Below are 21110 nucleotides of genomic sequence, written 5' to 3'. Positions count from 1 at the left end.
CATGCGACGCGAGCCGGGCAGCGGCGCCTGCGCCATCGGCGGGCGCCGAACGGCTTCACCCTACAGAGCACGGCTCGACCTCGAAGGAGGAGACACATGCAAGCCAACCTGGAATCCCGCGTCGCCCACAAGCTGATGTGGCGCATCATTCCGTTCGTGATGCTGCTTTATTTCATCAGCTTCCTCGACCGGGTCAACGTCGGTTTCGCCGCGATGACGATGAACAAGGCGATCGGCCTGTCGCCGACCGCGTTCGGGTTCGGCGGCGGGCTGTTCTTCATCGGCTACTTCCTGTTCGAGGTGCCGTCCAACCTGATCCTGCACCGCGTCGGCGCGCGCATCTGGATCGCGCGCGTGATGATCACGTGGGGCCTCGTGTCGGCCGTGTCCGCGTTCGCGGCGGGCCCGACCAGCTTCTACGTGCTGCGCTTCCTGCTCGGCGTGGCCGAGGCGGGCTTCTTTCCCGGCATCATCCTGTACCTGAGCCTGTGGTTTCCGGCGAAGCAGCGCGCGGTGGCCGCCGCGTGGTTCATGGCGGCCGCGCCGATCTCGACCGCGATCGGTTCGCCGCTGTCGGGCGCGATCATGCAGTTGCCGCCGATGTTCGGGCTTGCGGACTGGCAGATGCTGTACATCATCGAGGCGCTGCCGGCGATCGTGCTCGGCTTCGTGGTGCTGAAGCGGATGACCGATGCGCCGTCGCAGGCGGCGTGGCTCGCGCCGGACGAGCGCGACTGGCTGATCGCGAAGCTGAAGGCCGAAGCCGACGCGCGCCACACGCACGCGGGGCATACGGCCGGCGCATGGCAGGCGCTGCGCGACCCGCGCGTGCTCGCGCTTGCGCTGATCTACTTCGGCACGTCGGCGGGGCTGTATACGCTCGGGCTGTGGGCGCCGCTGATGGTCAAGCAGTTCGGCTTCAGCGCGCTGCAGACGGGCCTGCTCACCGGCATTCCGAGCATCGCGGCCGTCGCTGCGATGATCCTGTGGGCGCGGCATTCGGACCGCACGGACGAGCGCACGTGGCACGTCGTGATTCCGTGCGTGCTGGCCTGCGTGGGCTTCGTGTTCGCGGGGCAGGCGAGCACCGCGCTGCTGACGGTGCTGGCGCTGGTGGTCGTCAACATCGGCATCAGCGCGGCGAAGGCGCCGCTGTGGGCGATGCCGAGCATGTTCCTGTCGGGCGCCGGCGCCGCCGCCGGGATCGCGATGATCAATTCGATCGGCAACCTCGGCGGGTTCGTCGGGCCGTTCGCGATCGGCTGGCTGAAGAACGTGACGGGCGGCTATGCGGCCGGGCTGTACGTGGTCGCGGGGACGCTCGCGGTGTCGGCGGTGGTCACGCTGCTGCTGAGCCGGAAGGCGTCGCAGCAGGCGATCGTGTCGGGGGTGCGGCACCATCATTGAACGGATTGCGGCGATCGCCGTGAGCGCATCGTCGCGACCCGCCGGGTGCCGATGTTCCGTCGCCGCGCTTAGTACATCTTGCGCGGCGGCAGCAGGCGCTTCGTCAGTTTGCGTTGCCTGGCCACGGCGCTGGCCTTCTTTCGCTTGCGCTCGGCCGTCGGCTTTTCATAGCTGGTGCGGCTGCGCAGTTCCTTGATCAGGCCGGTTCTTTCGATCTCCCGGCGAAATCGTCGCAGCGTGACTTCGAGTGGTTCGTTGAGCTTGGGAAGAATTGTCGTCATGCGTGATTCGGTTGGAGGTTGGATGGATGGGATGGATAACGAAGCTTTTCCATCACCGCTTCGGCCTTCGTAATGGCTTCGAATTCGGCGCAACCCGTATCGAGAAGCAGCGCGCGAACAGCCGCGAAGATCTGGAACTCGGGTTGTTGGCGAGCGATCTCGTCCGAGAGGGAGGCAGCGACGTGCTTGACTTCGTGGCGCTGGATCAACGCAAGAATTTCATCGACGGTCATATTCTGGTTACCTCGTTCATGGCCCTGGCGCAGTGCGGATTGCGACGTGTCACGCAAGGGTCCAGCGTTCGCCGTCGTTCGTGTCGATGAGATTCTCCGCATAGCGGATCGATGCCCTGCGCGCGGCGCCTGAGCAGGAGAATGGGGCGGCATCCGCCACGCGGAACGTCAGGCTGCGCGTCAGCGTGGAATCCGTGCCGCGAAGGCAGATTTTCACCGCGGCGTCGAAGCCGTCGTCGTAATCGTGCCCGGCCGCCAGCGTGGTCGGGGAATGGGGGTAGATCAGCGGGTAGATCTCGAACCCGCGATATGCATGCATGCTCATGACGAACTCCTCGCGATCCACGGGATCGCCGCGCGAAGACAATCTTTCCTGCGCACGCCAGTCGCGGGGGAGATCGATAAGGCCGGGGGAATGAAGTAGGAGGGCGTGGCGCGTGGCTAGCGAGTGCCATGCGACGAGCAGTCAGGTGGGCAGGCGGGAGGAGAAGCAGCCACGCTGATACGGCCCATCATACCCGCATATCGGCGGAAGTCCACCGCTCATTTTGTCGAGCACGCGGGCGCAGGCGATGCGGCCCCCCGGACGCAGGCCGCTTCAACCGGTGGCACGCAAATGCGATTCCACGAAACGGGCGATCTCCGCCGCACATGCGTCCACCGGCAACCGCGACGTATCGACGAGACAATCGCTGAAATCCCGCGATGCATAGCCTTCGCGATACATCTGCGCGATTCTTTCCCGCTCCCAATCCGTCAGCACGCGCTCGCCACGGTCGGACCGCGCGACCGCTTCCGGCGGCGCCAGCGTCACGATGAACAGACGCGCCGAACGCGCATCGCATGCCGCGCGCAGCCGCTCGTATTCCATTTCGCCGATCGGATAGGCAACGACCAGAAAACGTTTGCGCTCGTCGGCGATGCAGCGAACGAGGCGCTCCAGCGCGATCGCCCATTGCACGTCGAACGGGGCGTCTTCGGGCGCGTCGTGATCGTCGCCGTCGATGAAGCGTGCGTCGGGCAGCGTGCGCGCGAGCGCGGCGCCGATCGTCGATTTGCCGCTGTTGATCGGGCCGTTGAGGTGGATGACGGTGAGTGGGGGCATGGTCGCGCGCGGAATGGGCTGAATGCGGGTGTGATGGGGCGGTAATTTTAACCGTAAGGGTTGGGAAAGGAAATTTTTCCCTCCGTCTCTCTAAAGAAAGCCCGGCAGCCGCCGTTAGCGTTCAGCAGAAGCTTAAAAAGCAATACAGACAGAAAACCACACGACCAAACAACCGAGGACCGCACGGCTGGCCAAGCCGTGCGGATGACCAAGAATGGCACGCCGAAACTCGATACGGCGCGCGGGCACCGGGGGCCTGCGCGTGATCTTTTTTTGCCTGGCCGCGGCAGGTGCGCTGCCGCGCGCAGCGTCGGCCGCCGGCATCGTGCCGGACGGCGGCACGTCCACGCATGTGTCGATCGGGCCGAACGGCCGGCAGCTCGTCGATCTGGCGCCGGCCATGGGCGGCGTGTCGAGCAACACCTATTCGTCGTTCAACGTGACGACGGCCGGCGCGACGCTGAACAACGTCGGCATCAATGCGCGCACGATCGTCAACCAGGTGACGAGCACGAACCCGAGCCTGATCGAAGGCCAGATCGACGTTGCGGGGGCGCGCGCGAACGTCGTGCTCGCCAATCCGAACGGCATCACGGTCAACGGCGGGTCGTTCGTCAATACCGGGCACGTCGCGCTGTCCACCGGCAACGTGAGTTTCCACGACCTGCAGATCGCGCCCGGGCTGTACCAGCGCAACGTGCTGCTCGACACCGCGACCGGCACGATCGTCGTCGGCCCCGGCGGCCTCGCGGGCGCGCTGATCGGGCTCGACCTGATCGCGAAGAACATTCGCATCGACGGGCCGGTGCACAACACGTTCTCGTCGCCGACAGCCGGCGTGCGACTGCTCGCCGGCCGCAGCAGTGTCGAGCTGAACACCGGGCTATCGCCGGACGACAACGCGAACGACTGGCTTTCTCGCAAAGCGACGATGAACCCCGACACGGCATCGTCGTACGCGATCGACATCACGGCCGCCGGCAGCCTGACGAGCGGGCGCGTGCAGCTGATCGTCACGGACCGCGGCCCCGGCGTGCGCAGCGCCGGCCCGCTGAACGCATCGCTCGGCGATTTCACGCTGACGTCGAACGGCAGCGTCGAGCTGTCGAACACGAAGATCGACGTCGCGCGCGACTTCAGCGTGACCGCGCAGGGCGGCATCGCGCTGTCGGACACGCAAATCAAGGTCGACAACGGCAGCGCGAGCGTCGCGTCGGCCGGCGCGATCACGTTCGCCGGCAGCAGTCTGCTCGCGTCCGGCGGCGTGAAGTTGAACGGCGCCGGGATCGCGCTCGCGCCCGACGCAGCGCAGGCGCGCTCGACCATCGCGTCGTCGCAGAGCGGCGTCGTACTGAAGAGCAGCGCGGACATCGCGAACGTCGGCTCGCTCGTGCAGGGGCAGGCCGCGAACGCCGCGGATGCCGATTCGGCCGGCGCCGTGACGCTGAACGCGGCCGGCCGCATCCTGAACCAGTCGCTGCCGCAGACGGCGCTCGGCATCCTGTTCGGCGTGCAGGGCGACGTGTCGTTGACCGCGGGCGCGGACATCGTCAACCAAAATGCGCGGATCCTGTCGAACCGGAACGTGTCCGTCGTCGCCGGCGGCGACGTGAACAACGTCGTCGACCACAGCACCGGCGAGCAGAACGGCGCGGTGATCGGATTCTCCGAGCGCGGCGGGCGCTTCCTGTTCCTGCAGCATCGCAGCGACGGCTTCACCGTCGATTACGGCGCGCTCGCGGATGCGTCGAAGCTCGCGTACATCACCGCGGATGCGGGCAGCGTGACGATCCGCGCCGCGAACGTGACCAACATCGGCGGCTCGATCCTGTCGAACGGCGGCGCGATCGACATCGCCGCGCGCGACCGGCTGCTGACGCAGGCCGTCTTCACGGGGCAGGCGTCGTACCGGCGCACGTGCTTCGTGTTCTGCCGTGCGAGCGCGTCGTCGAACGTGCGGGCGTTCGGCGGCGTGATCGAGGCCAACACCGACATCACGCTGAAGGCCGGCACGCAGATCACCAATACGGGCGGGACGGTGCTCGCGCTCGGCAACCTGACGCTCGATGCGCCGAAGACGCTCGCGCAGGGCGTGGCGGGCTACACGGCGATCAACCGCGACCACGACCTGAAGGCGTGGTTCGGCAATCGCTGGGCGGCGATCTACGCGGCCGATACGGGCGGCATCTTCACCGGCGGGTCCGGCAAGGTGCGCCTGACCGGCGAGGCCGACATCGAGGGCGGCGCGTTCAACGCGCCCGGCGGCGTGTCGGCGGCGGGCGGCGTGGTGACGATTCGTCCGCCGCGTCGCGAACCGATGACGATCGGCAACGGCAATCATCTGGGGCTCGTGTCTTGGTTCGGCCTGTGACGGCCCGCATGCCGCTCGCGCTGGCCCGCGCGCTCCTGCTGACGGCAGGCGCGGCGTCGCTGCACGCGCATGCGCAGCTCGCGGGCGGGATTCCGCCGGGCATCGCCGTGCCGCGCGCCGAACAGGATCCGGCGCAGCGGCTGCTGCAGGAGCAGCGAGACCGGCAACGCAACGACGAGATCGCGCAGCCGCCCGCACAGATCGCCGTGCCCGAGCAGCCGGCGATGCCGAACCTGCCGGCCGATGCCGACGTCGAGACGCTGCCCGATGTCGCGCCGACGTTCCGGATCGACCATGTCGAATTCACCGGCGACACGATCCTCGGCCAGCCCGAACTCGACCGCATCGCCGCGCCGTTCATCGGCAGGCAGCTCGGGCGCAACCGCATCAACCTGCTGCTGCGCCGGCTGACGGAAGCGTTCATCGCGCGCGGCTACATCACGACGCGCGCCTATCTCGGGCCGCAGAACCTTGCGTCCGGCACGCTGAAGATCAACCTCGTGCCCGGCCGCGTGGCCGCGCTGACGCTGAACGGCAAGCCGCTGCGCCCGCGCGACCCGAACGAGAAGTGGTACGAGGTGCGCGGCGGCGGCCTGCTCACCGAAGCCGGCACCGCATGGGCGTTCGCGAGCGGCCCGGGCGACCTGCTGCGCCTGCCCGATCTCGAGCAGGGCGTCGACCAGATCAACCGGCTGCGCCGCAACCAGGCCGAGATCCAGATCCTGCCGGGCGAAGCGCCGGGCGATTCGATCGTCGCGATCTCGAACCGCAGCGGCGATCGCCTGCATTACGACTTCGGCGTCGACACCTACGGCAGTTCGCAGACGGGCAAGACGCGCTACCGCGCGGGCGTCGAAGCCGACAACGTGATCGGCCTGCAGGAATCGCTGTCGTTCAGCTATGTCGGCACGACCGATACGAACGCGGTCGTGTTCTCGGCGGCGGTGCCGTATGGCTACCAGACGTTCAGCTACACGGTGTCGATGTCCGAGTACCAGCAGGCGATCGGCGACGTCGCGCTGCTCGAAGGCCGCACGTTCAGCCAGATGCTCGGCTGGAACAGCGTGCTCGTGCGCTCGCCGCGCGGGCGCCTGAGCGTCGACGTGACGCTCAACAAGCTGCGCACCGAACGCGACGTGAACGGCCTGCCGCTGTCGCCGCAGAACCTCACGATCTTGCGCGTCGGGCTGAACGGGCTCGCGCGCTTCGTCGCGCGCGGCCAGGGCGCCGCGGCGACCTGGGACGTCGGCGTGTCGCAGGGGCTGCCGTGGCTGTCGGCCAGTCGCGATGCGTCCGACATCGGCATCGACGACGCGCACAGCCAGTTCACCAAGCTCGACGCCACCGCGACGCTGCAGATGTCGCTCGGCACGCTGGCGGGCGCCGCATGGGCCTATCGCGGCACGCTGCGCGGCCAGTACAGCCGCGTGGCGATGTTCGGCAACGCGCAGATCTTCCTCGGCGGGATGAGCTCCGTGCGCGGGTTCACCGAAGGGGGGATCGCCGGCGACAGCGGCGTGTTCATGCGCAACGAGGCCGCGTGGCAGAACGTGCCCGCGTGGCGGGACGCGCGCATCGAACCGTACGTGTTTCTCGACGGCGGCAAGGCGCACCTGAATGCGCAGGGCGGCTGGCCGACGCTCGTCGGCGCGGGCGTCGGCACGCGTGCGCAATGGCGCCTGAAGAGCGGCACCGTATCGGCCGAGGTGCTGCTCGGGCAGGCGCTCGCGCAGCCGGCAGCCCTCGGCAGGAAAGCCAGCGTATTGCTGGCCACACTCAACTGGACCGATTGAAGGAGAACCTCATGCATCGCCTGTCGAACCGTCGTGCGAACCGTCGTGTCGTCGCAACCCGATCGAACCTCGCCGCGCACGTGCGCCACATGGGCCTCGGGCTCGTCGTCGCCGCGCTCTGCGGCGTGGCCGCGCCGCATGCGCACGCGGCGAACAAGACCGCCCGCAAGGCCGCCGACGCGGCGCTCGCCGCTTCCGCACCGTTGCCCGCCGATGCGGTGGCGAGCGTGAACGGCGTGCCGATCACGAAGGCGCAGATCGACGACGCCGTGCGCGCGGGGAAAGCGCCCGACACGCCTGCGCTGCGCGAGGCGCTGAAGAACCAGCTGATCGCGCGCGAGCTGTTCCGCCAGGCCGCGCTCAAGCAGCACTACGACACGAAGCCGCAGGTTGTCGCCGCGGTCGAGCAGGCGAAGGCGCTCGCGATGACGCAGGCATACCTGCGCGACCAGGTCCGGCCGGCACCGGTGGCCGACGCCGACGTGAAGGCGCGCTACGACGCGATCGTCGCGACGCTCGGCGAGAACGAATACAAGCCGAGCGTGATCGCGGTGAACGATGCGGACACCGCGAAGCAGATCATCGCGCGCCTGAAGAAGGGCGAGGACTTCGGCAAGCTCGCGCAGGAATTCAGCAAGGGGCCGGCCGCCGCGCAGGGCGGCGTGCTGAACTGGATTTCGTTCAAGACGCCGATCGCCGCCGGCAATACGCAGAACTGGCCGCAGCCGCTCGCCGAGGCGCTCGTGAAGCTGCCGCAAGGCGGGCTGACGCGCGAACCGGTGCAGGTCGGCGATGCGTACTGGATCGTGCGCGTCGACGACAAGCGGCCGACGCAGGTGCCGGCGTTCGACCAGGCGAAGGACACGCTGCGCCAGCAGCTCGAACAGGTCGCGCTCGAGAAGGCGACCGCGCAGGTGGTGGCGGATTTGATCCGCAACGCGCGCATCCAGCAGTAAGCGGCCACGCCGGGCGTAGACCCGGCCAACCGTCGACGCGATCCCGGGCAGGGAAACCCGGCATCGCGTCCCGCCACGGCCGGGCCGGCCGGTGGCATGCAACGCACGGAAAAGAACCGATCACGAATCGAACAAGAAATGAACACGTCCAAGCGTAAGGTCTTGCAGCAACTGGCTGCCGCGGCAGCGGCGCGCGTCGGCGCGCGCGAGCGTGCGGAAGCGTTGATGTCGCGTTTCTTCCGCGTCAACGCTTTTGCATTGCGCGAGTACAGCTGGTGGCAACGCGTGATGTGCGCGCTGGTTGCGACGACGATGTTCATCGGCCCGATTACCGTGACGGTCGAACAGAGCCGCGATGCGGCCGGCATGCTCGGTGCCGGCAACCGCCGCCTGGACGACGACACATGGCAGCAACTGCTCGACATCGCATCGCTGCGCGTGCGCCTGTCGATGCAGCTCGCCGCTGCCGCACCGATTACGGACCCCACAGCCCCCATCACCTTCCAGCCCGCGATCACGCAATCGACGGGCGCCGGCGGCGGCGTGCCGGTGGTCAACATCACCGCGCCGAACGCGGCGGGCATCTCGCTGAACCAGTACCAGCGCTTCAACATCGACCCGGTCGGGCTGATCCTGAACAACAGCCTGATGTCGGGCACGTCGCTGACGGGCGGGGACGTGCAGGCGAACCCGAACCTGAACGGCCGGGCCGCGAGCGTGATCGTGAACCAGGTCACGTCGACGGGCAGCGGATACGCGAGCTTGCTGAACGGCCCGCTCGAAGTGTTCGGCGCGCCGGCGACGGTGATCATCGCGAACCCGAACGGGATCACGACGCGCGGCACGGGCTTTACGAACACGATCGGCGTCACGCTGTCGACGGGGGCGCCGCAGTTTCTGAGCGGCGTCGGTGGTGCGCCGACCGATTACGCGAACGCAAAGGCGATCGGCTACAACGTGACGGGCGGCCATCTGCAGATCGAGGGCAACGCGGGCGTGAACGGCCCCGGCGCGGGGATCGAAGGCACGGTCGGCACGATCGACCTGATCGGCGAGACGATCGGGATCAACGCGCCACTGTATGCAGGGATGCGAATCAATACGATCGCGGGTCGGCAGTTCGTGACACCGTCCACCTCGGATGGAACCGGCACGACCTACGGCACGGCGTCTAACGGCGCGATCAATTCGGCCGCGGCGATCAACGCGGCGAACGGCGGCGCGAATCGCTCGCTCGCGATCGACGCAACCGCGTTCGGTGCGATGACGGCGGGGCAGATCCAGGTGATCAGCACCGCAGCAGGGATGGGCGTGCGCACCGATGCGCAGCTCGCCGCGAACGCGGGCGACCTGCTGCTGTCGTCGAACGGCGACGTATCGATTGCGGGCACGGCGGCGCAGCATCAGGCGACGGTGCAGAGCGCGGGCAACGTGTCGATGACGGGCACGCATATCGGCGTGGGCGGCTACGCGATCAACGCGAACGGCGACGTGACGTCGGCCGGGGCGATCCAGTCGGGCGGCAAGCTGGCGGTGTCGGCGGGCGGGAACGTGAACGTCGCGAACGCGCAGGCGAACAGCGACATCGCGATTACGGGCGGGGCGAACGTCGTGCTGGGCGACATGCAGGGCAGCGGCGCGCTGTCGGTGACGGCGCGCGGCGCGGACGGCGCGGGCGACGTGAACCTGAACGGCACGTCGGTCGTGACCGGTGCGACGACCTTGCAGGCGGCGCGCGACGTCAACGTGAACGGGCAGACCAACAGCGGCACGCTGCAGGCGAGCGCGCAGCGCAATGCGACGGTCAACGCCGCGGTGCAGACCTCCGGCGATCTCGCGCTCACGGCGACCCAGGGCAACGTTGCGACGAACGCCGGCGTAAAGAGCGGCGGCAATCTCGCGCTGGCCGCCGGGCAGGACACGGTGATTGCCGCGCAAGCGACCGCACAGAACGCGGCAAGCGTGCGAACCGGGCGCGACCTGAGCGTGAGCGGGTCGCTCGCGAGCGGCACGACGCTGTCGGCGGACGTCGCGCGCGATGCGTCGGTCGGCGGATCGATGATGGTCGGCACAGATGCGCGAGTCAATGCGGGGCGCAACGTCGACGTGTCGGGCATCGCGATCGTCCAGCACGACGGCACGCTGAGCGCGGGGAACGACATCACCGGCAGCGGCTCGATCGCGTTCGGCCAGCGCGGTGCATTGAACGCTGCGCATGATGTCGCGCTGACCGGCAAGCTGCTCGCCAACGACCTGCAGGTGAATGCGGGCAACAGCGCCAGTCTCGCGGCGGTCCAGGCGGGCGGCGCTTTCAAAGTTACGGCGAGCGGCCTCGCAGGCGGCGGCGACCTGACGTTCAACGGCAGCACGGCGATGCTCGGCGCGGCCGATGTGCGTGCGGCACGAGACGTCATCGTAAACGGCACGCTGGCCGGCGGTTCGCAGCTTGCGCTCGCGGCTGCCCGCAACGTGACCGTGAACGTTGGCGGGACCGTGCAGGCCGTCGGCGATCTCGCAATGACGGCGGCGACCGGCAGCGTCACGTCGGCCGGCACGCTGAACGGCGCGAGTGCGTTGACGGTGCAGGGCGCGCATGACGTCGCGCTGACCGGTGCGACGACGGTCACCGGCGACGTCACGGCCACGGCGGGCCGCGACCTGACGATCGGCGGCGCGTTCGCCGGACAGGGCGCCGCGACGCTCGCGGCCGGGCGCGACATCGTCGCGGGCGGCACGAGCGGTTTCGTGCGCGACGCGACGCTGAACGCGGGCCACGACATCAACGTGACGGGCGCGTTTCAGGGCCGTGCGGTTTCGATGACCGCGGCGAACGCGATCGCGCTGAACGACGTCCAGGCCAATGCAGCGCTGCAGCTCGCGACGCACGGCGGCGACGTCACGATCGGCGGCAACGTGAATTCGTTGACGAGCGGCGCGATCGACGCTGCGCGCGATGTCGTGGTGAACGGCACGCTGCGAACTGCGAACAAGCTCACCGTCAGCGGCGGCCGCAATACGTCGATCGGCGGAACCGTGCAGTCGAACGGCGACGTCACGCTGACGAATTCGGCCGGGGCGTTGACGAGCACCGGCACGATCCAGTCGGGCGGCGATCTGTCGATGACCGCCGCACAGTCGATCGACCTCGGCTCACAATCCACGTCGTCGCTCGGCAACCTCACGGTGAACGCCGGCCAGAACCTGACGATGAACGGCTCGGTCGTCGCGCAGGGGAATGGTTCGCTGACGGCGGGCGGCGTGATCGGCGGCGCGGCTGCCGTGGCGTTTGGGCTCGCGGCGAACGTGAAGTCCGGCGGCGACACGAACCTGAGCGGTTCGCTGCGCGGCGGCAACGTGCAGACGACGGCCGGCGGATCGGCCACGCTGCATGACGTGCAGGCGGCGTCCGCGCTCGCGCTCGGCGCGTCGAACGACCTGAGCGTGACCGGTGCGGCGAACGGCGGCGCGGACGTGACGCTGAGCGCGGGGCGCAACGTCGACATCAGCGGATCGCTGCAGTCGGCCGGCAATACGTCGCTGCTGGCAACGGCCGGCAGCATCGGGTCGAGCGGCACGATCGCGAGCAACGGCGCGTTCGGTGCGCAGGCGGGTGCGGACATCAATCTTGGCGGCAAGACGACCGTCGCGCGGGACACGACGCTCGCGGCGGGACGCGACGTCAACGTGAGCGGCACGGTGGCCGGGCAGGGGCAAGGCGCGGTCAACGCGGCGCGCGACACCGTCGGCGCGGGCGCGCTGACGTTCGTGCAGCAGGCCACGCTCACGGCCGGGCGCGACGTCGCGCAGCAAGGGCTGATCCAGGGGCAATCCGTCAGCGTGACGGCGGCCGGCAACGCGACCGTGCACAACGTCGAATCGGCCGGCGCGATCGCGCTGCGCGCGAACGGCACGAATACGGAGACGGGCGCGGGCGATCTGGGGATCAACGGCACGGTCGCGGCGGCGGGTGCGGTGACGGCAGTCGCGCAGAACGACGTGTCGGTCGCCGGCAAGATCGCGAGCGGCACGACGGTCGGCGTGACCGCGCAGCGCAACGTCGCGGTGGCGGGCGCGATCGAATCGGTCGGCGACGCGACGCTCGTCGCGCAGCAAGGCAGCCTCAACGCGACCGGCGGCATCAACAGCGGCGGCAAGCTGGGCATCACGACGGGGCTCGACCTGTCGCTTGGCGCGAGCACCAGCGCGGTTGTCGACGCGACGCTTGCGGCCGGCCGCGACGCGACGCTGAACGGGATGTTCGTCGGTCACGGGAACGGCAGCGTGACGGCTGCGCGCGACATCAACGGTGGCGGCAAGCAGGTATTCGACGGGACTGCGAACTACACCGCGCAGCGTGACGTTGCGCTGACGGGCAGCGTGCAGGCGAACACGGTGACGGTGACTGGCGCGAACAATGCGTCGCTGCACGACGCGGCAGCGTCGACGACGTTGACCGTGACCGCGAACGGCAAGGCCGGCGAAGGCGACGCGGGGATCACCGGTGCGGCGTCGGCGGCGGGTGCGGTGAGCGTCACAGGTGCACGCGATGTGTCCGTGAGCGGCACGCTAGGCAGCGGCGATGCGCTGACGTTGACCGGTCAACACAACGTATCCGTCAGCGGTGGCGTGGAATCGAAGGGCGACCTGACGACGACCGCGACGAACGGCAATGTCGCGTTGACGGGGACGGCAACGACTGCGGGTGCGTTTACCAGCGTATCCGGACTCGACACGCAGCTGGGCGGCAAGATCTCGGCGACGAAGCAGGTCAGCGTGCAGGCCGGGCGCGACCTCGCGCTGACCGGCGCGCTGGCGGGGCAGATGGACGGCACGCTGAACGCGGCGCGCGACATCACGGGCGCGGGCTCGGCGGCATTTGCGCAGGCGGCGGCGCTTGACGCGACGCGCGACGTTGCGCTGACGGGTTCGCTGCAAGGCTCGACGGTCAACGTGACGGGCGGGAACAACGCAGGGCTCGGTTCGGTGCAGGCCGTCAGCGGCAACCTCGGCGTAACCGCGAAGGGGAACGCGGGCGGCGGCGACGTGACGTTCGGCGGCGCGGCGACGGCGTTCGGCACGATGGCGTTGCAAGCGGCGCGCGATGCCAATGTCGCGGGCGCGATCAATACCGGCGGCACCACGACGATCACCGCTGCGCGCAGCGTTGCGCTGGCGTCGGTCAATTCGGCGGGCGATCTCGGGGTGACCGCATCGGGCGGCAGCGCGAGCGCGCAGGACGTGACGACGCAGGGCAACCTGAACGTGACTGCTGCGCAGGGGATTTCGTTTACTGGGCCGACCGTCGCGGGCGGCAATGCCGTGCTGAACGCGGGCGGCGACATGACGCTCGCAGCGGCCATCAACGCGCAGCAAAGCGGCACGTTGACGGCGGGCGGCTCGGTGACAGCCGGTTCGATCGCGTTCGCGCGACAGGCGACCGTCAATGCGGGCGGCAGCGTAGCGGTGGCGGGCAATGTCGCGACCAACGGCGATCTCGCGATGACGGCGGGCAACGACCTGTCGGCCGGATCGGCACAGGCGGGTGGCGCGATCGCGCTGCAGGCGCAAGGGCACAACGGCGCGGGTGACGTGACGGTCACGGGTGACGTGAAGTCGGGCAAGGCGACGACGATCACGGCCGCGCGCGATGCGGGCATCGGCGGTGCGATGTCGAGCGGCGACAAGCTGAACATGACCGCGGGGCGCGACCTGAATGTCGCGGGCGCGATCCAGGCGAGCGCGGACGTGGCGCTGGCCGCGACGGCCGGCAAGCTCGGCGTCGGCGGGGCGGTGGTGACGGCCGGGAATCTTGGTGCGAACGCCGGTGGCGCGTTGGCGCTGCGCGGCGGCGGACTCGTGAACGGCGATACGACGTTGACGTCCGGCGGCGCGATGACGCTGGCCGGCGGCCTGTTCGGTCTCGGGCTCGCGAGCATCCATGCGGGCGGCGCGATTGATGGTGGCGGTGCGTTGACGTACGCGAAGGACATCGACGTGAATGCCGGCGGCGGCATCGCGCTCGGCGCGGTTCAGGGTGCGGGCAAGTTCACGGCGGCGTCCGGCGGCGACATGTCGTTTGGCGCGACGACGGCGGTTGGCGACGTGTCGGCGACGTCGCGCGCGGGCAGCGTGACGTTCGGTGGGCTGCTGCAGTCGGGCGGGAACGTCCGGGTTCAGGCGGCGAATGATGCTGCGCTGACGGGCGGCGTTGCGTCGATGGGGACGGTGAACGTCGAGGGGACGCGCGGGAATGTGACCGTCGCGGGCGTGTCGGCGAATGGTGATGCGACGCTGCACGGCGGACAGAATGTCACGCTGAGCGGCAACAGCGTGGTGGCCGGGCAGCTTGGCGTGTCGGGCGGGAATGTGACGCTGAGCGGGTCTGCGACTGGGTCGAAGAACGTGACCGTTTCCGCGCAGGGGACGGTGGATGCGGGCAACGCGTCGATCGTTGCGTCGCAGAACCTGCAGGTGAACGGCGCGAACGTCACGCTCGGCAATGCGACCGTGGGCGGGGCGCTGAATGCGCAGGCGTCGAATCAGCTCACGCTGGCCGGTGGGCGCGCGGTGAATGTCGTCGGCAATGCGACGCTGACGTCACAGAACTGGATATATAACGCGGCGCATGTGCTGGCTGGGTCGCTCAATGTGTCCGCGCCGAATCTGACGAATGCGGCAGGGGCGTCGCTTGCTTCGATCGGGACGACGACGATCAATGCGTCGAATTTCACGAACGCGGGGTTGGTGAATGGGACGACGACTAATGTCACGGTAGCGGGCGGGCTGACGAACGTCGGCGGGTCGCTGATGGGCGTGAATGCGCTCAACGTCAATACCGGTACGCTGAATAACCAGAACGGGATCATCTTTGCGGGGAATCCGAACGTCGGGACGGGTGCGACCGGCGATGTGTCGCTGACGATCAATGGCGGGAACGGGGCGTTCTATAACGCCGGTGGACAGTTGCTCGCGCAACGGAATATGGGCGTCAGTGCGGTGAATACTGCGTTCGATCCGTCGCAGGGGACGATCAGTCAGGGTGGATTCCTCACGTTGACGGCAGGGTCGATCGACGTCGGCGGGACGTGGAATTTCGGCGGGCAGGGTGCGTCGGTGACGGGGATCAATGGGATCAACAATCACGGGACGATTACGGGGACTTCGCCGCTTACGCTGGCGACGAGTGGGACGTTTACCAACTTCGGGCAGGTAACGGGTAACGACGTGACGTTCAACGGGACGTTGAATAACGTCGCCGGAGCGGTGGTGCATGCCGATAATGCGCTGACGTTGAATGGGGAGACGACGAACCGGGGGACGGTTGAGGCGGGGAATGTTCTCGACGTTAATGGCGGGAATTACGACAACCAGGGGGCGACGACGCAGTCGAAGGGGGATGCGAATTTCACTTTGGGCGGCACGCTGCTCAACACCGGGGGATCGATATTTTCCGGAAGGAATATCGGCATCACTGCCGTGCAGGTGATCAACGACCAGACGGCTCCTCAGGGTGCGGTCACGACGACTACGCAGGTAAGCGATCCGGCGCTCCTGATGTCGGGATCGGTCGGTACGGTGACGGAGGGCTATGAAAGGATCTCCGGGCACGAGCAAACGGTGAGTGCGGCATACGTGACGTCGGCTGCGACGCTCGGCGCGCTTTTGTCGCCGACCGGCACGAACAAGAAGGGTGGTTCGATGCCGGCTTCCGATCCGGTCGCGACATCCGGGACGGTCACGTTCAATCAGTATCAAGTGCAGACCGGCACAAATGATCATGGCGTTTCGCGCGATTCGACCTATTGGTATGTCGGTACCGCTCCCGATCCCGGTGCGCTCAAGTCCGCGACATTCACGTTGCCGACCGTCTACCAGACGGCGACAAACCAGCAAGCAGGAACGTCGGGCGTCATTTCCGCTGGCGGATCGATTACCTTGGCTGCCGGCACGCTATCGAATCGAGGCGGGCAAATCTCTGCGCAAGGCAATATTTCGCTGAATGTCCAGTCGTTGGGCAACGGTGCGGTCGCGCCGACCACCACGGTCACCAGCACGACATACGTCGAGCAGGCGCAATACACCGCATTTCTGACGCAACTGGCATCGCTTGGGGTAATCGGCGTCAAGGGTACGGGGAATGCAACCGGTGCATTCAATTGTTCCGGAGGCTGCCAAGTGGGGGAGCCCTACGCGCCAACCTCGTTTCAAATCAACAAGAGTGCGGCCGCACCTACTGCATCCGGTTCAGTCTCGTTCACGACGCCGACGGGCATGATTGCGGCGGGTAACAACCTGACGGTCGGTGGCGGCAATTTGGTCAACGAAGGTCTGCTGTACGCGGGCAACAATGTCGCCATCGCGTCGGGTACGCTCACCAATCAGGGCGGCAATCAGCAAAACTATTCGAGCCAGGTGGGTTGTGCGTCCGGTGTGCCGAACCCGGAATGCGGCAAGGCAGGTCAGCCGCGCGGCAACAATCCGATCACGACCACATTCGACTATTCGCAGAACAATGCGACGATCTACGCGGGCCATGACCTCGTCATTGCGGCCGGCCAGATCAACAACACGTACGGTAACCTGCTCGCGGGTCACGACATCGTCATCGGTGGCGTCGGCTCGACTGCAAGCTCGACCACGCCTGCACAGAGCCTGAACAACACGTCGGGCAATATCGTCGCGGGCAACAACATCACGCTGAACGTATCCGGTGCGATTACCAACAACCTTCCGCCTCCGGTTCCCGTACATGAAAACTACGGCAAGAAGGAACAGTACTCGGGCTGCATGACCGCAGGTGGCTACAAGGAAAGCTACTGCGAGGGTTACGTCGACCAGCAGTCCGGCAGTTCGTCAGTGATCAGCGCGGGCAACAACCTGCAGATCAACGCGGGCAGCCTGACAAACATCGGCAGCCTGATTGCCGCGGGCAACAACGCGACAATCGCCGTCGCGGGTCCAGTCGTCAACGAAGCGCAGGTGCTGAACGCCTACTGGCACTCACATTGGGTGCAGGAAACGGGCATGTTCAGCAGCGACAAGCGTCACGATATCTGGGCGTGCGGCACGCCTGAGCAGTGCAAGGCGCTGTACGGCAGTGCGTATACGAGCACGGGTGGCACGATCGATCCGCCGACGCCGGTCGGCAACATTGCGGCGACGATCCAGGCACCGAACCTGTCGATCTCGTCGAACGGCCAAATCCAGAACGTGGGCAACGTGCTCGGCACGTCGGTGTCGCTGAGCGGCCAGAAGCTGATCAACGGCATTACGACGGCGAATACCTACACGCCGCGCGTGAATGCGCCGTCGCAAGTCATCTCGCTGAGTCCGGTTGATTTGCCGGGGCTGAACCTGTCGATTCCGCGTGCGGTCGGCACCGGCACGCTGCCGACCCCAGTGGCCGGCAAGGCGTCTTACGTCAATGCATCGCTCGGCGGATCGGCACTCGGCTCGCGCGGTCCGCAGGATCTGCTGAACAATCTGCCGCCAAGCCTTCAACCATCGTCGACGCTGTTCTACTACAACCCACAGGAAGAAGACCTGCTGTTGCAGCAGGCGGCGTTGAAGCAAACCGGTAAGTCGAGCTTCGTCGATGGGCTGACGTATGACAGTAAGAACAACAAGTCGGTGACGACGCAGGAGAAGGAGTACCTCTACCAGAACGCGCTCGATTACTCGAAGACGCACGGCTTGCAGCTCGGCGCTGCCCTTACGCAGACGCAGCTCAATGAGCTCGACAGGCCGATGCTGTGGTACGTCGAGCAGACAGTGCCCGACCCGACGTGTCACGCGACAGGGGCGGCGACGTGCCCGACGATCACCGCGCTGATGCCGCAGGTGTATCTGCCGCAGGACACGACGACGATGTCTGCCGGCGGCAACATTTCCGGGCATGACGTCACGCTGAAGTTCAATCAGGACGGTAACGGAAGCATCCTTAACACGGGGAGCATTACGGCGTCGGGGACGCTGAGCGTCGATACCCACACGCTAACGAACCAGGCGAATCAGGTCGACGTCGGCGAGATCTGGCAGAAGGTCGATGGCGGCTATCTGAAGACGACCGGCACGACTGTGCAGCCGGGCGGGTTCATGAGCGCGGCGAACATGGACCTGAACACGCAGACGCTCAACCAGATTGGTGGAGCGCTGCAGAAGCTTGCGGCTGACGGGACGGTTGATCAGGCCGGTACGCAGCAGGTACTCGAAAACCTGCAGCATCAACTCGGTGTGAACTTCACGCAGACGTCGGTCAGCGACCATCTCCATTCGGACTTCGTGAAGGAAGGTGGCGGGCTGCCGACGTTTGTCGTCGCGGCCATCGCGATTGCAGCGTCGATCGTGACGGCCGGTGCGGCAGCGGCGGCCATGGGGGTGGCACTGACTGCCATGTCTCTGCCAGTGGCGATGACGGTGGGGGCCCTTAGCGCTATGGCGGGAAGTGCTGCTGGACAACTCGCGTCGGGAGGCGGACTGAATTTCGGGCAGATGCTCAAATCAGGCATGGTCGGCGCCTTGACTGCCGGAGCGTTCTCGGCGCTTGGGGCGAGTACTCAGGCGCTTCAGCAGATAGGCGGGAAGCTTGCTAGTGGTACGGTCGGTACGGTTGCCATGTCCGACGTTGGGCAAGCGCTCAAAATCATCGTTGAGCGTGGAGTAGTGTCCGCAGGTATTGGTACTGTCGTATATGGCGGTAGCTTTGGCGAGGCGTTCGCGCAAAGTGTAATCGCAGACGCGGGAGCAGTGGCGGCAAGTGCAATCGGTACGAAGTTCGATGTTCAGAATGGGCATGCAGATTCGAACAGTATCGGCTATATCGCAAGCCATACCGCGTTGGGGTGTGCATTGTCGGCCGCGAGCGGGACTGGATGCGCCAGCGGGGCGATTGGCGGCGCGGTGTCGGCGTTCAGTGCTAACGCGATTGCTACTGCCGTAACAGGGGGGCAGGGCAATCCGAACAGCGCTCAGCTTGCGATGATCACGGCGGCCACAACACTGTTCGGAGGGGCGACCGCGGAACTCCTTGGTCAAAATGTTTCCGCGGCAGTTGCGGCAGCGAAAAACGAAACGCTGAACAACACCTGTGGCAGCGAAAATCCGCATGGGTGCGGGTATAAGCTGGCGGCGGCGGGCGCGACGGCGGGTGGTGCCATTACCGCGATTGGGTCAGTCGGCGTCGATGTTGCGACCGGCGGGCTAAATATCATAGCTACGCCGGTCGAGGTGGCTGCTGGTTCCGCGCTGGGCGGAGCGATTGGGAGTGCATTTGGATCGGCTCTGGATTGGCTGTCTGCAAACGGCGGGCCGATTCTTAGCTCAGGTGAAACTAGCGACAAGACGTCGACTGACAATGGTACAAATAGCGGAGAGAAGCACGAAGGGCAAGGTAACTCGGTACCCGACAAGCCTGACGGCAAAGTAACTGTTCCTTCGGACAAATGGTGGAAGGATCAGGGGATTGATCCACATGAGATCAAGGATGGCCAAGGAGACTCACGTCGGAACTTAGGCGTCGACAAGAAAGGCAATATTTGGAGTGTTGATCGACGAGGTTCTGGTAATCCTCAGTACGAGGGTAACGTCCGAGATTATCGTTAAGGATTTATATGATGAATTCGATTGGCTGGGAGCGGGACAAGGCAGGTGTTGTCGCTTACATTAAGCCGCCAAAGTCTTCGCGCTTTATCTCACCGTCTGCCGCAGCTGCCATCGTGAAGAAATTAATGCACGAGGTCACTACTATCAGCGCGAGTTTCTCGCCTGATGATGTAGTCGTCTTTTCGCGGCTGGCAGGCATTTCGGTGTTTGGGGATAGACGCGCCGAGTATTACGGTTTGTATGCGTCAAGCGGTGCGACAGAGGGGGTGAATTATTGTTTGCGCCGCTGTACGTGGGAGCGGGAATTTCGTTCTATGGACGAAGTATTGAATGCATTGTCCGCACAAACGTTGTTCTTTGATGTTGAACGTCTGGTGCCGAGTAATCGGGATATGATATTAGCGGCTGACAGCCAAGCGAAGGATGAATATCAAATTTTGTCAGAATCATCGAAGAATGACGTTTTCGTTGGAAGGCAGATTTCGTATTTCGTATGCGATGAGAAAAAGGAACTAGCGGCTACCTATAGGGGGGAGTCCTCGACGAACCCTGCCGTTGAACGGCTCTTTCAAGGGCTAAAGACGGTGTTCGATGCACTTGTGGATGGTGGAACCGTAGATCCTTTGCCCGACAGCTTGCGCGTATCCTACTCGTTCTTTCCGATTGCGGAAACACTTGGATTCACAAGTGGCCAGCCGCTGCGCAATATCTCCAACCAATCTCCTTAACTAGACAGAATCGGCGTAACTGACCTGTCCTGGAATTTTAAACTTGAGAGAATGGCTTTTAACGGAGAACGGAAGTCATGAAGAAGAGCCGGTTCGCGGAGGAGTACGCGTTCTGTCTTTATGGAATACGTCCTGAGATCGCTGATGCGAACGCGAATGCGCCCGAGGTTCTGTTCGAAGCAGGACGACGTGTGCCGAAAGTGAACCTTAAGTCGAAGTGGTTCGGGACTGGGCAGTTCATTCATGGCGCGACTTGGTTGAAGATCGCCCACTGGAAAGGTGATGGCTCACTTACGCCGCTGCAGAAAATTCTGAAGGCATACGACGATATGTCGAATGTGAAGCGACCGGACTTTGTCGCTGGTTAGATGTCAGCATCCGAAAGGAATAAGTAATAATAAAAATGAATTCTGAAAGAAAATTCATCGAAACATCACCCTAAAGAACTCGAATCCGGTGCCGTTGCTTAGTATCAGAAAGTAATAAATCAAATCGAAGCAACCACATAACCAAAAACCGAGGACCGCACGAGCTGACTAGCCGCGCGGATGACCATCAAATGGCCCGTCGTTTTCCGATCTGGCGCGCAGGCATTGGCCGACTGCGCGTCGTTTGCATGTGCTTGCCGTCGCAAG

11 protein-coding genes are annotated in these 21110 nt (G+C 65.7%); 7 read left to right on the top strand and 4 right to left on the bottom strand.

The genetic code is table 11. From position 1 onward, the window contains the following. Nucleotides 1-96 precede the first annotated feature (96 nt). Nucleotides 97-1407, top strand: a complete 1311-nt coding sequence (locus ABFO07_RS26555) for an MFS transporter (RefSeq protein WP_059563335.1) — start codon at nucleotides 97-99, stop codon at nucleotides 1405-1407. A 68-nt stretch (nucleotides 1408-1475) separates the two neighbouring features. On the opposite strand, the gene rpsU is transcribed toward ABFO07_RS26555, so the two are convergent. The 4 genes from rpsU to ABFO07_RS26535 all read right to left on the bottom strand — a co-directional run bounded on the left by rpsU (nucleotide 1476) and on the right by ABFO07_RS26535 (nucleotide 3026). Beyond that, nucleotides 1476-1688, bottom strand: coding sequence for a 30S ribosomal protein S21 (gene rpsU / locus ABFO07_RS26550; RefSeq protein WP_059563334.1), 213 nt, complete (start codon nucleotides 1686-1688; stop codon nucleotides 1476-1478). After that, a complete protein-coding gene (locus ABFO07_RS26545; RefSeq protein WP_059563333.1) occupies nucleotides 1685-1921 on the bottom strand; it encodes a hypothetical protein in 237 nt (78 codons plus the stop codon). The genes rpsU and ABFO07_RS26545 overlap by 4 nt, the downstream gene beginning before the upstream one ends. Before the next feature lie 49 nt (nucleotides 1922-1970). Continuing rightward, on the bottom strand, nucleotides 1971-2246 hold the full coding sequence (locus ABFO07_RS26540) for a hypothetical protein (RefSeq protein WP_059563375.1): 276 nt from the start codon (nucleotides 2244-2246) through the stop codon (nucleotides 1971-1973). 273 nt (nucleotides 2247-2519) lie between these two features. Beyond that, entirely contained in the window at nucleotides 2520-3026 is a 507-nt protein-coding gene (locus ABFO07_RS26535) for a hypothetical protein (RefSeq protein WP_059985778.1), read from the bottom strand. A gap of 214 nt (nucleotides 3027-3240) precedes the next feature. Here ABFO07_RS26535 and ABFO07_RS26530 point away from each other — a divergent pair, with 214 nt between their 5' ends. The 6 genes from ABFO07_RS26530 to ABFO07_RS26505 all read left to right on the top strand — a co-directional run bounded on the left by ABFO07_RS26530 (nucleotide 3241) and on the right by ABFO07_RS26505 (nucleotide 20843). After that, nucleotides 3241-5397, top strand: coding sequence for a filamentous hemagglutinin N-terminal domain-containing protein (locus ABFO07_RS26530; RefSeq protein WP_347468857.1), 2157 nt, complete (start codon nucleotides 3241-3243; stop codon nucleotides 5395-5397). 8 nt (nucleotides 5398-5405) lie between these two features. Continuing rightward, entirely contained in the window at nucleotides 5406-7190 is a 1785-nt protein-coding gene (locus ABFO07_RS26525) for a ShlB/FhaC/HecB family hemolysin secretion/activation protein (RefSeq protein WP_347469692.1), read from the top strand. A gap of 89 nt (nucleotides 7191-7279) precedes the next feature. Continuing rightward, nucleotides 7280-8146, top strand: a complete 867-nt coding sequence (locus tag ABFO07_RS26520; RefSeq protein ID WP_430733082.1) for a peptidylprolyl isomerase — start codon at nucleotides 7280-7282, stop codon at nucleotides 8144-8146. A gap of 138 nt (nucleotides 8147-8284) precedes the next feature. Continuing rightward, entirely contained in the window at nucleotides 8285-19747 is an 11463-nt protein-coding gene (locus tag ABFO07_RS26515; RefSeq protein ID WP_347468854.1) for a filamentous hemagglutinin N-terminal domain-containing protein, read from the top strand. Between the two features lie 8 nt (nucleotides 19748-19755). Next, on the top strand, nucleotides 19756-20475 hold the full coding sequence (locus ABFO07_RS26510) for a hypothetical protein (protein WP_124649197.1): 720 nt from the start codon (nucleotides 19756-19758) through the stop codon (nucleotides 20473-20475). Between the two features lie 77 nt (nucleotides 20476-20552). Continuing rightward, nucleotides 20553-20843, top strand: coding sequence for a hypothetical protein (locus ABFO07_RS26505; protein ID WP_059563330.1), 291 nt, complete (start codon nucleotides 20553-20555; stop codon nucleotides 20841-20843). The last annotated feature ends 267 nt before the right edge of the window (nucleotides 20844-21110 follow it).

Origin of the sequence: Burkholderia stagnalis (genome assembly GCF_039848545.1) — a bacterium.
Lineage (GTDB): Bacteria > Pseudomonadota > Gammaproteobacteria > Burkholderiales > Burkholderiaceae > Burkholderia > Burkholderia stagnalis.
The sequence above is the reverse complement of the archived record's forward strand: the minus strand, read 5'-3'. Positions and strand labels throughout refer to the sequence as shown.

Excerpts from the sequence above, each read along its gene's own strand:
- ABFO07_RS26545 (WP_059563333.1), bottom strand. The coding sequence starts at position 1,921 with ATGACCGTCGATGAAATTCTTGCGTTGATCCAGCGCCACGAAGTCAAG.
- ABFO07_RS26525 (WP_347469692.1), top strand. The coding sequence starts at position 5,406 with ATGCCGCTCGCGCTGGCCCGCGCGCTCCTGCTGACGGCAGGCGCGGCG.
- ABFO07_RS26510 (WP_124649197.1), top strand. The coding sequence starts at position 19,756 with ATGATGAATTCGATTGGCTGGGAGCGGGACAAGGCAGGTGTTGTCGCT.
- ABFO07_RS26535 (WP_059985778.1), bottom strand. The coding sequence starts at position 3,026 with ATGCCCCCACTCACCGTCATCCACCTCAACGGCCCGATCAACAGCGGC.
- ABFO07_RS26515 (WP_347468854.1), top strand. The coding sequence starts at position 8,285 with ATGAACACGTCCAAGCGTAAGGTCTTGCAGCAACTGGCTGCCGCGGCA.
- rpsU (WP_059563334.1), bottom strand. The coding sequence starts at position 1,688 with ATGACGACAATTCTTCCCAAGCTCAACGAACCACTCGAAGTCACGCTG.
- ABFO07_RS26505 (WP_059563330.1), top strand. The coding sequence starts at position 20,553 with ATGAAGAAGAGCCGGTTCGCGGAGGAGTACGCGTTCTGTCTTTATGGA.
- ABFO07_RS26520 (WP_430733082.1), top strand. The coding sequence starts at position 7,280 with ATGGGCCTCGGGCTCGTCGTCGCCGCGCTCTGCGGCGTGGCCGCGCCG.
- ABFO07_RS26540 (WP_059563375.1), bottom strand. The coding sequence starts at position 2,246 with ATGAGCATGCATGCATATCGCGGGTTCGAGATCTACCCGCTGATCTAC.
- ABFO07_RS26530 (WP_347468857.1), top strand. The coding sequence starts at position 3,241 with ATGGCACGCCGAAACTCGATACGGCGCGCGGGCACCGGGGGCCTGCGC.
- ABFO07_RS26555 (WP_059563335.1), top strand. The coding sequence starts at position 97 with ATGCAAGCCAACCTGGAATCCCGCGTCGCCCACAAGCTGATGTGGCGC.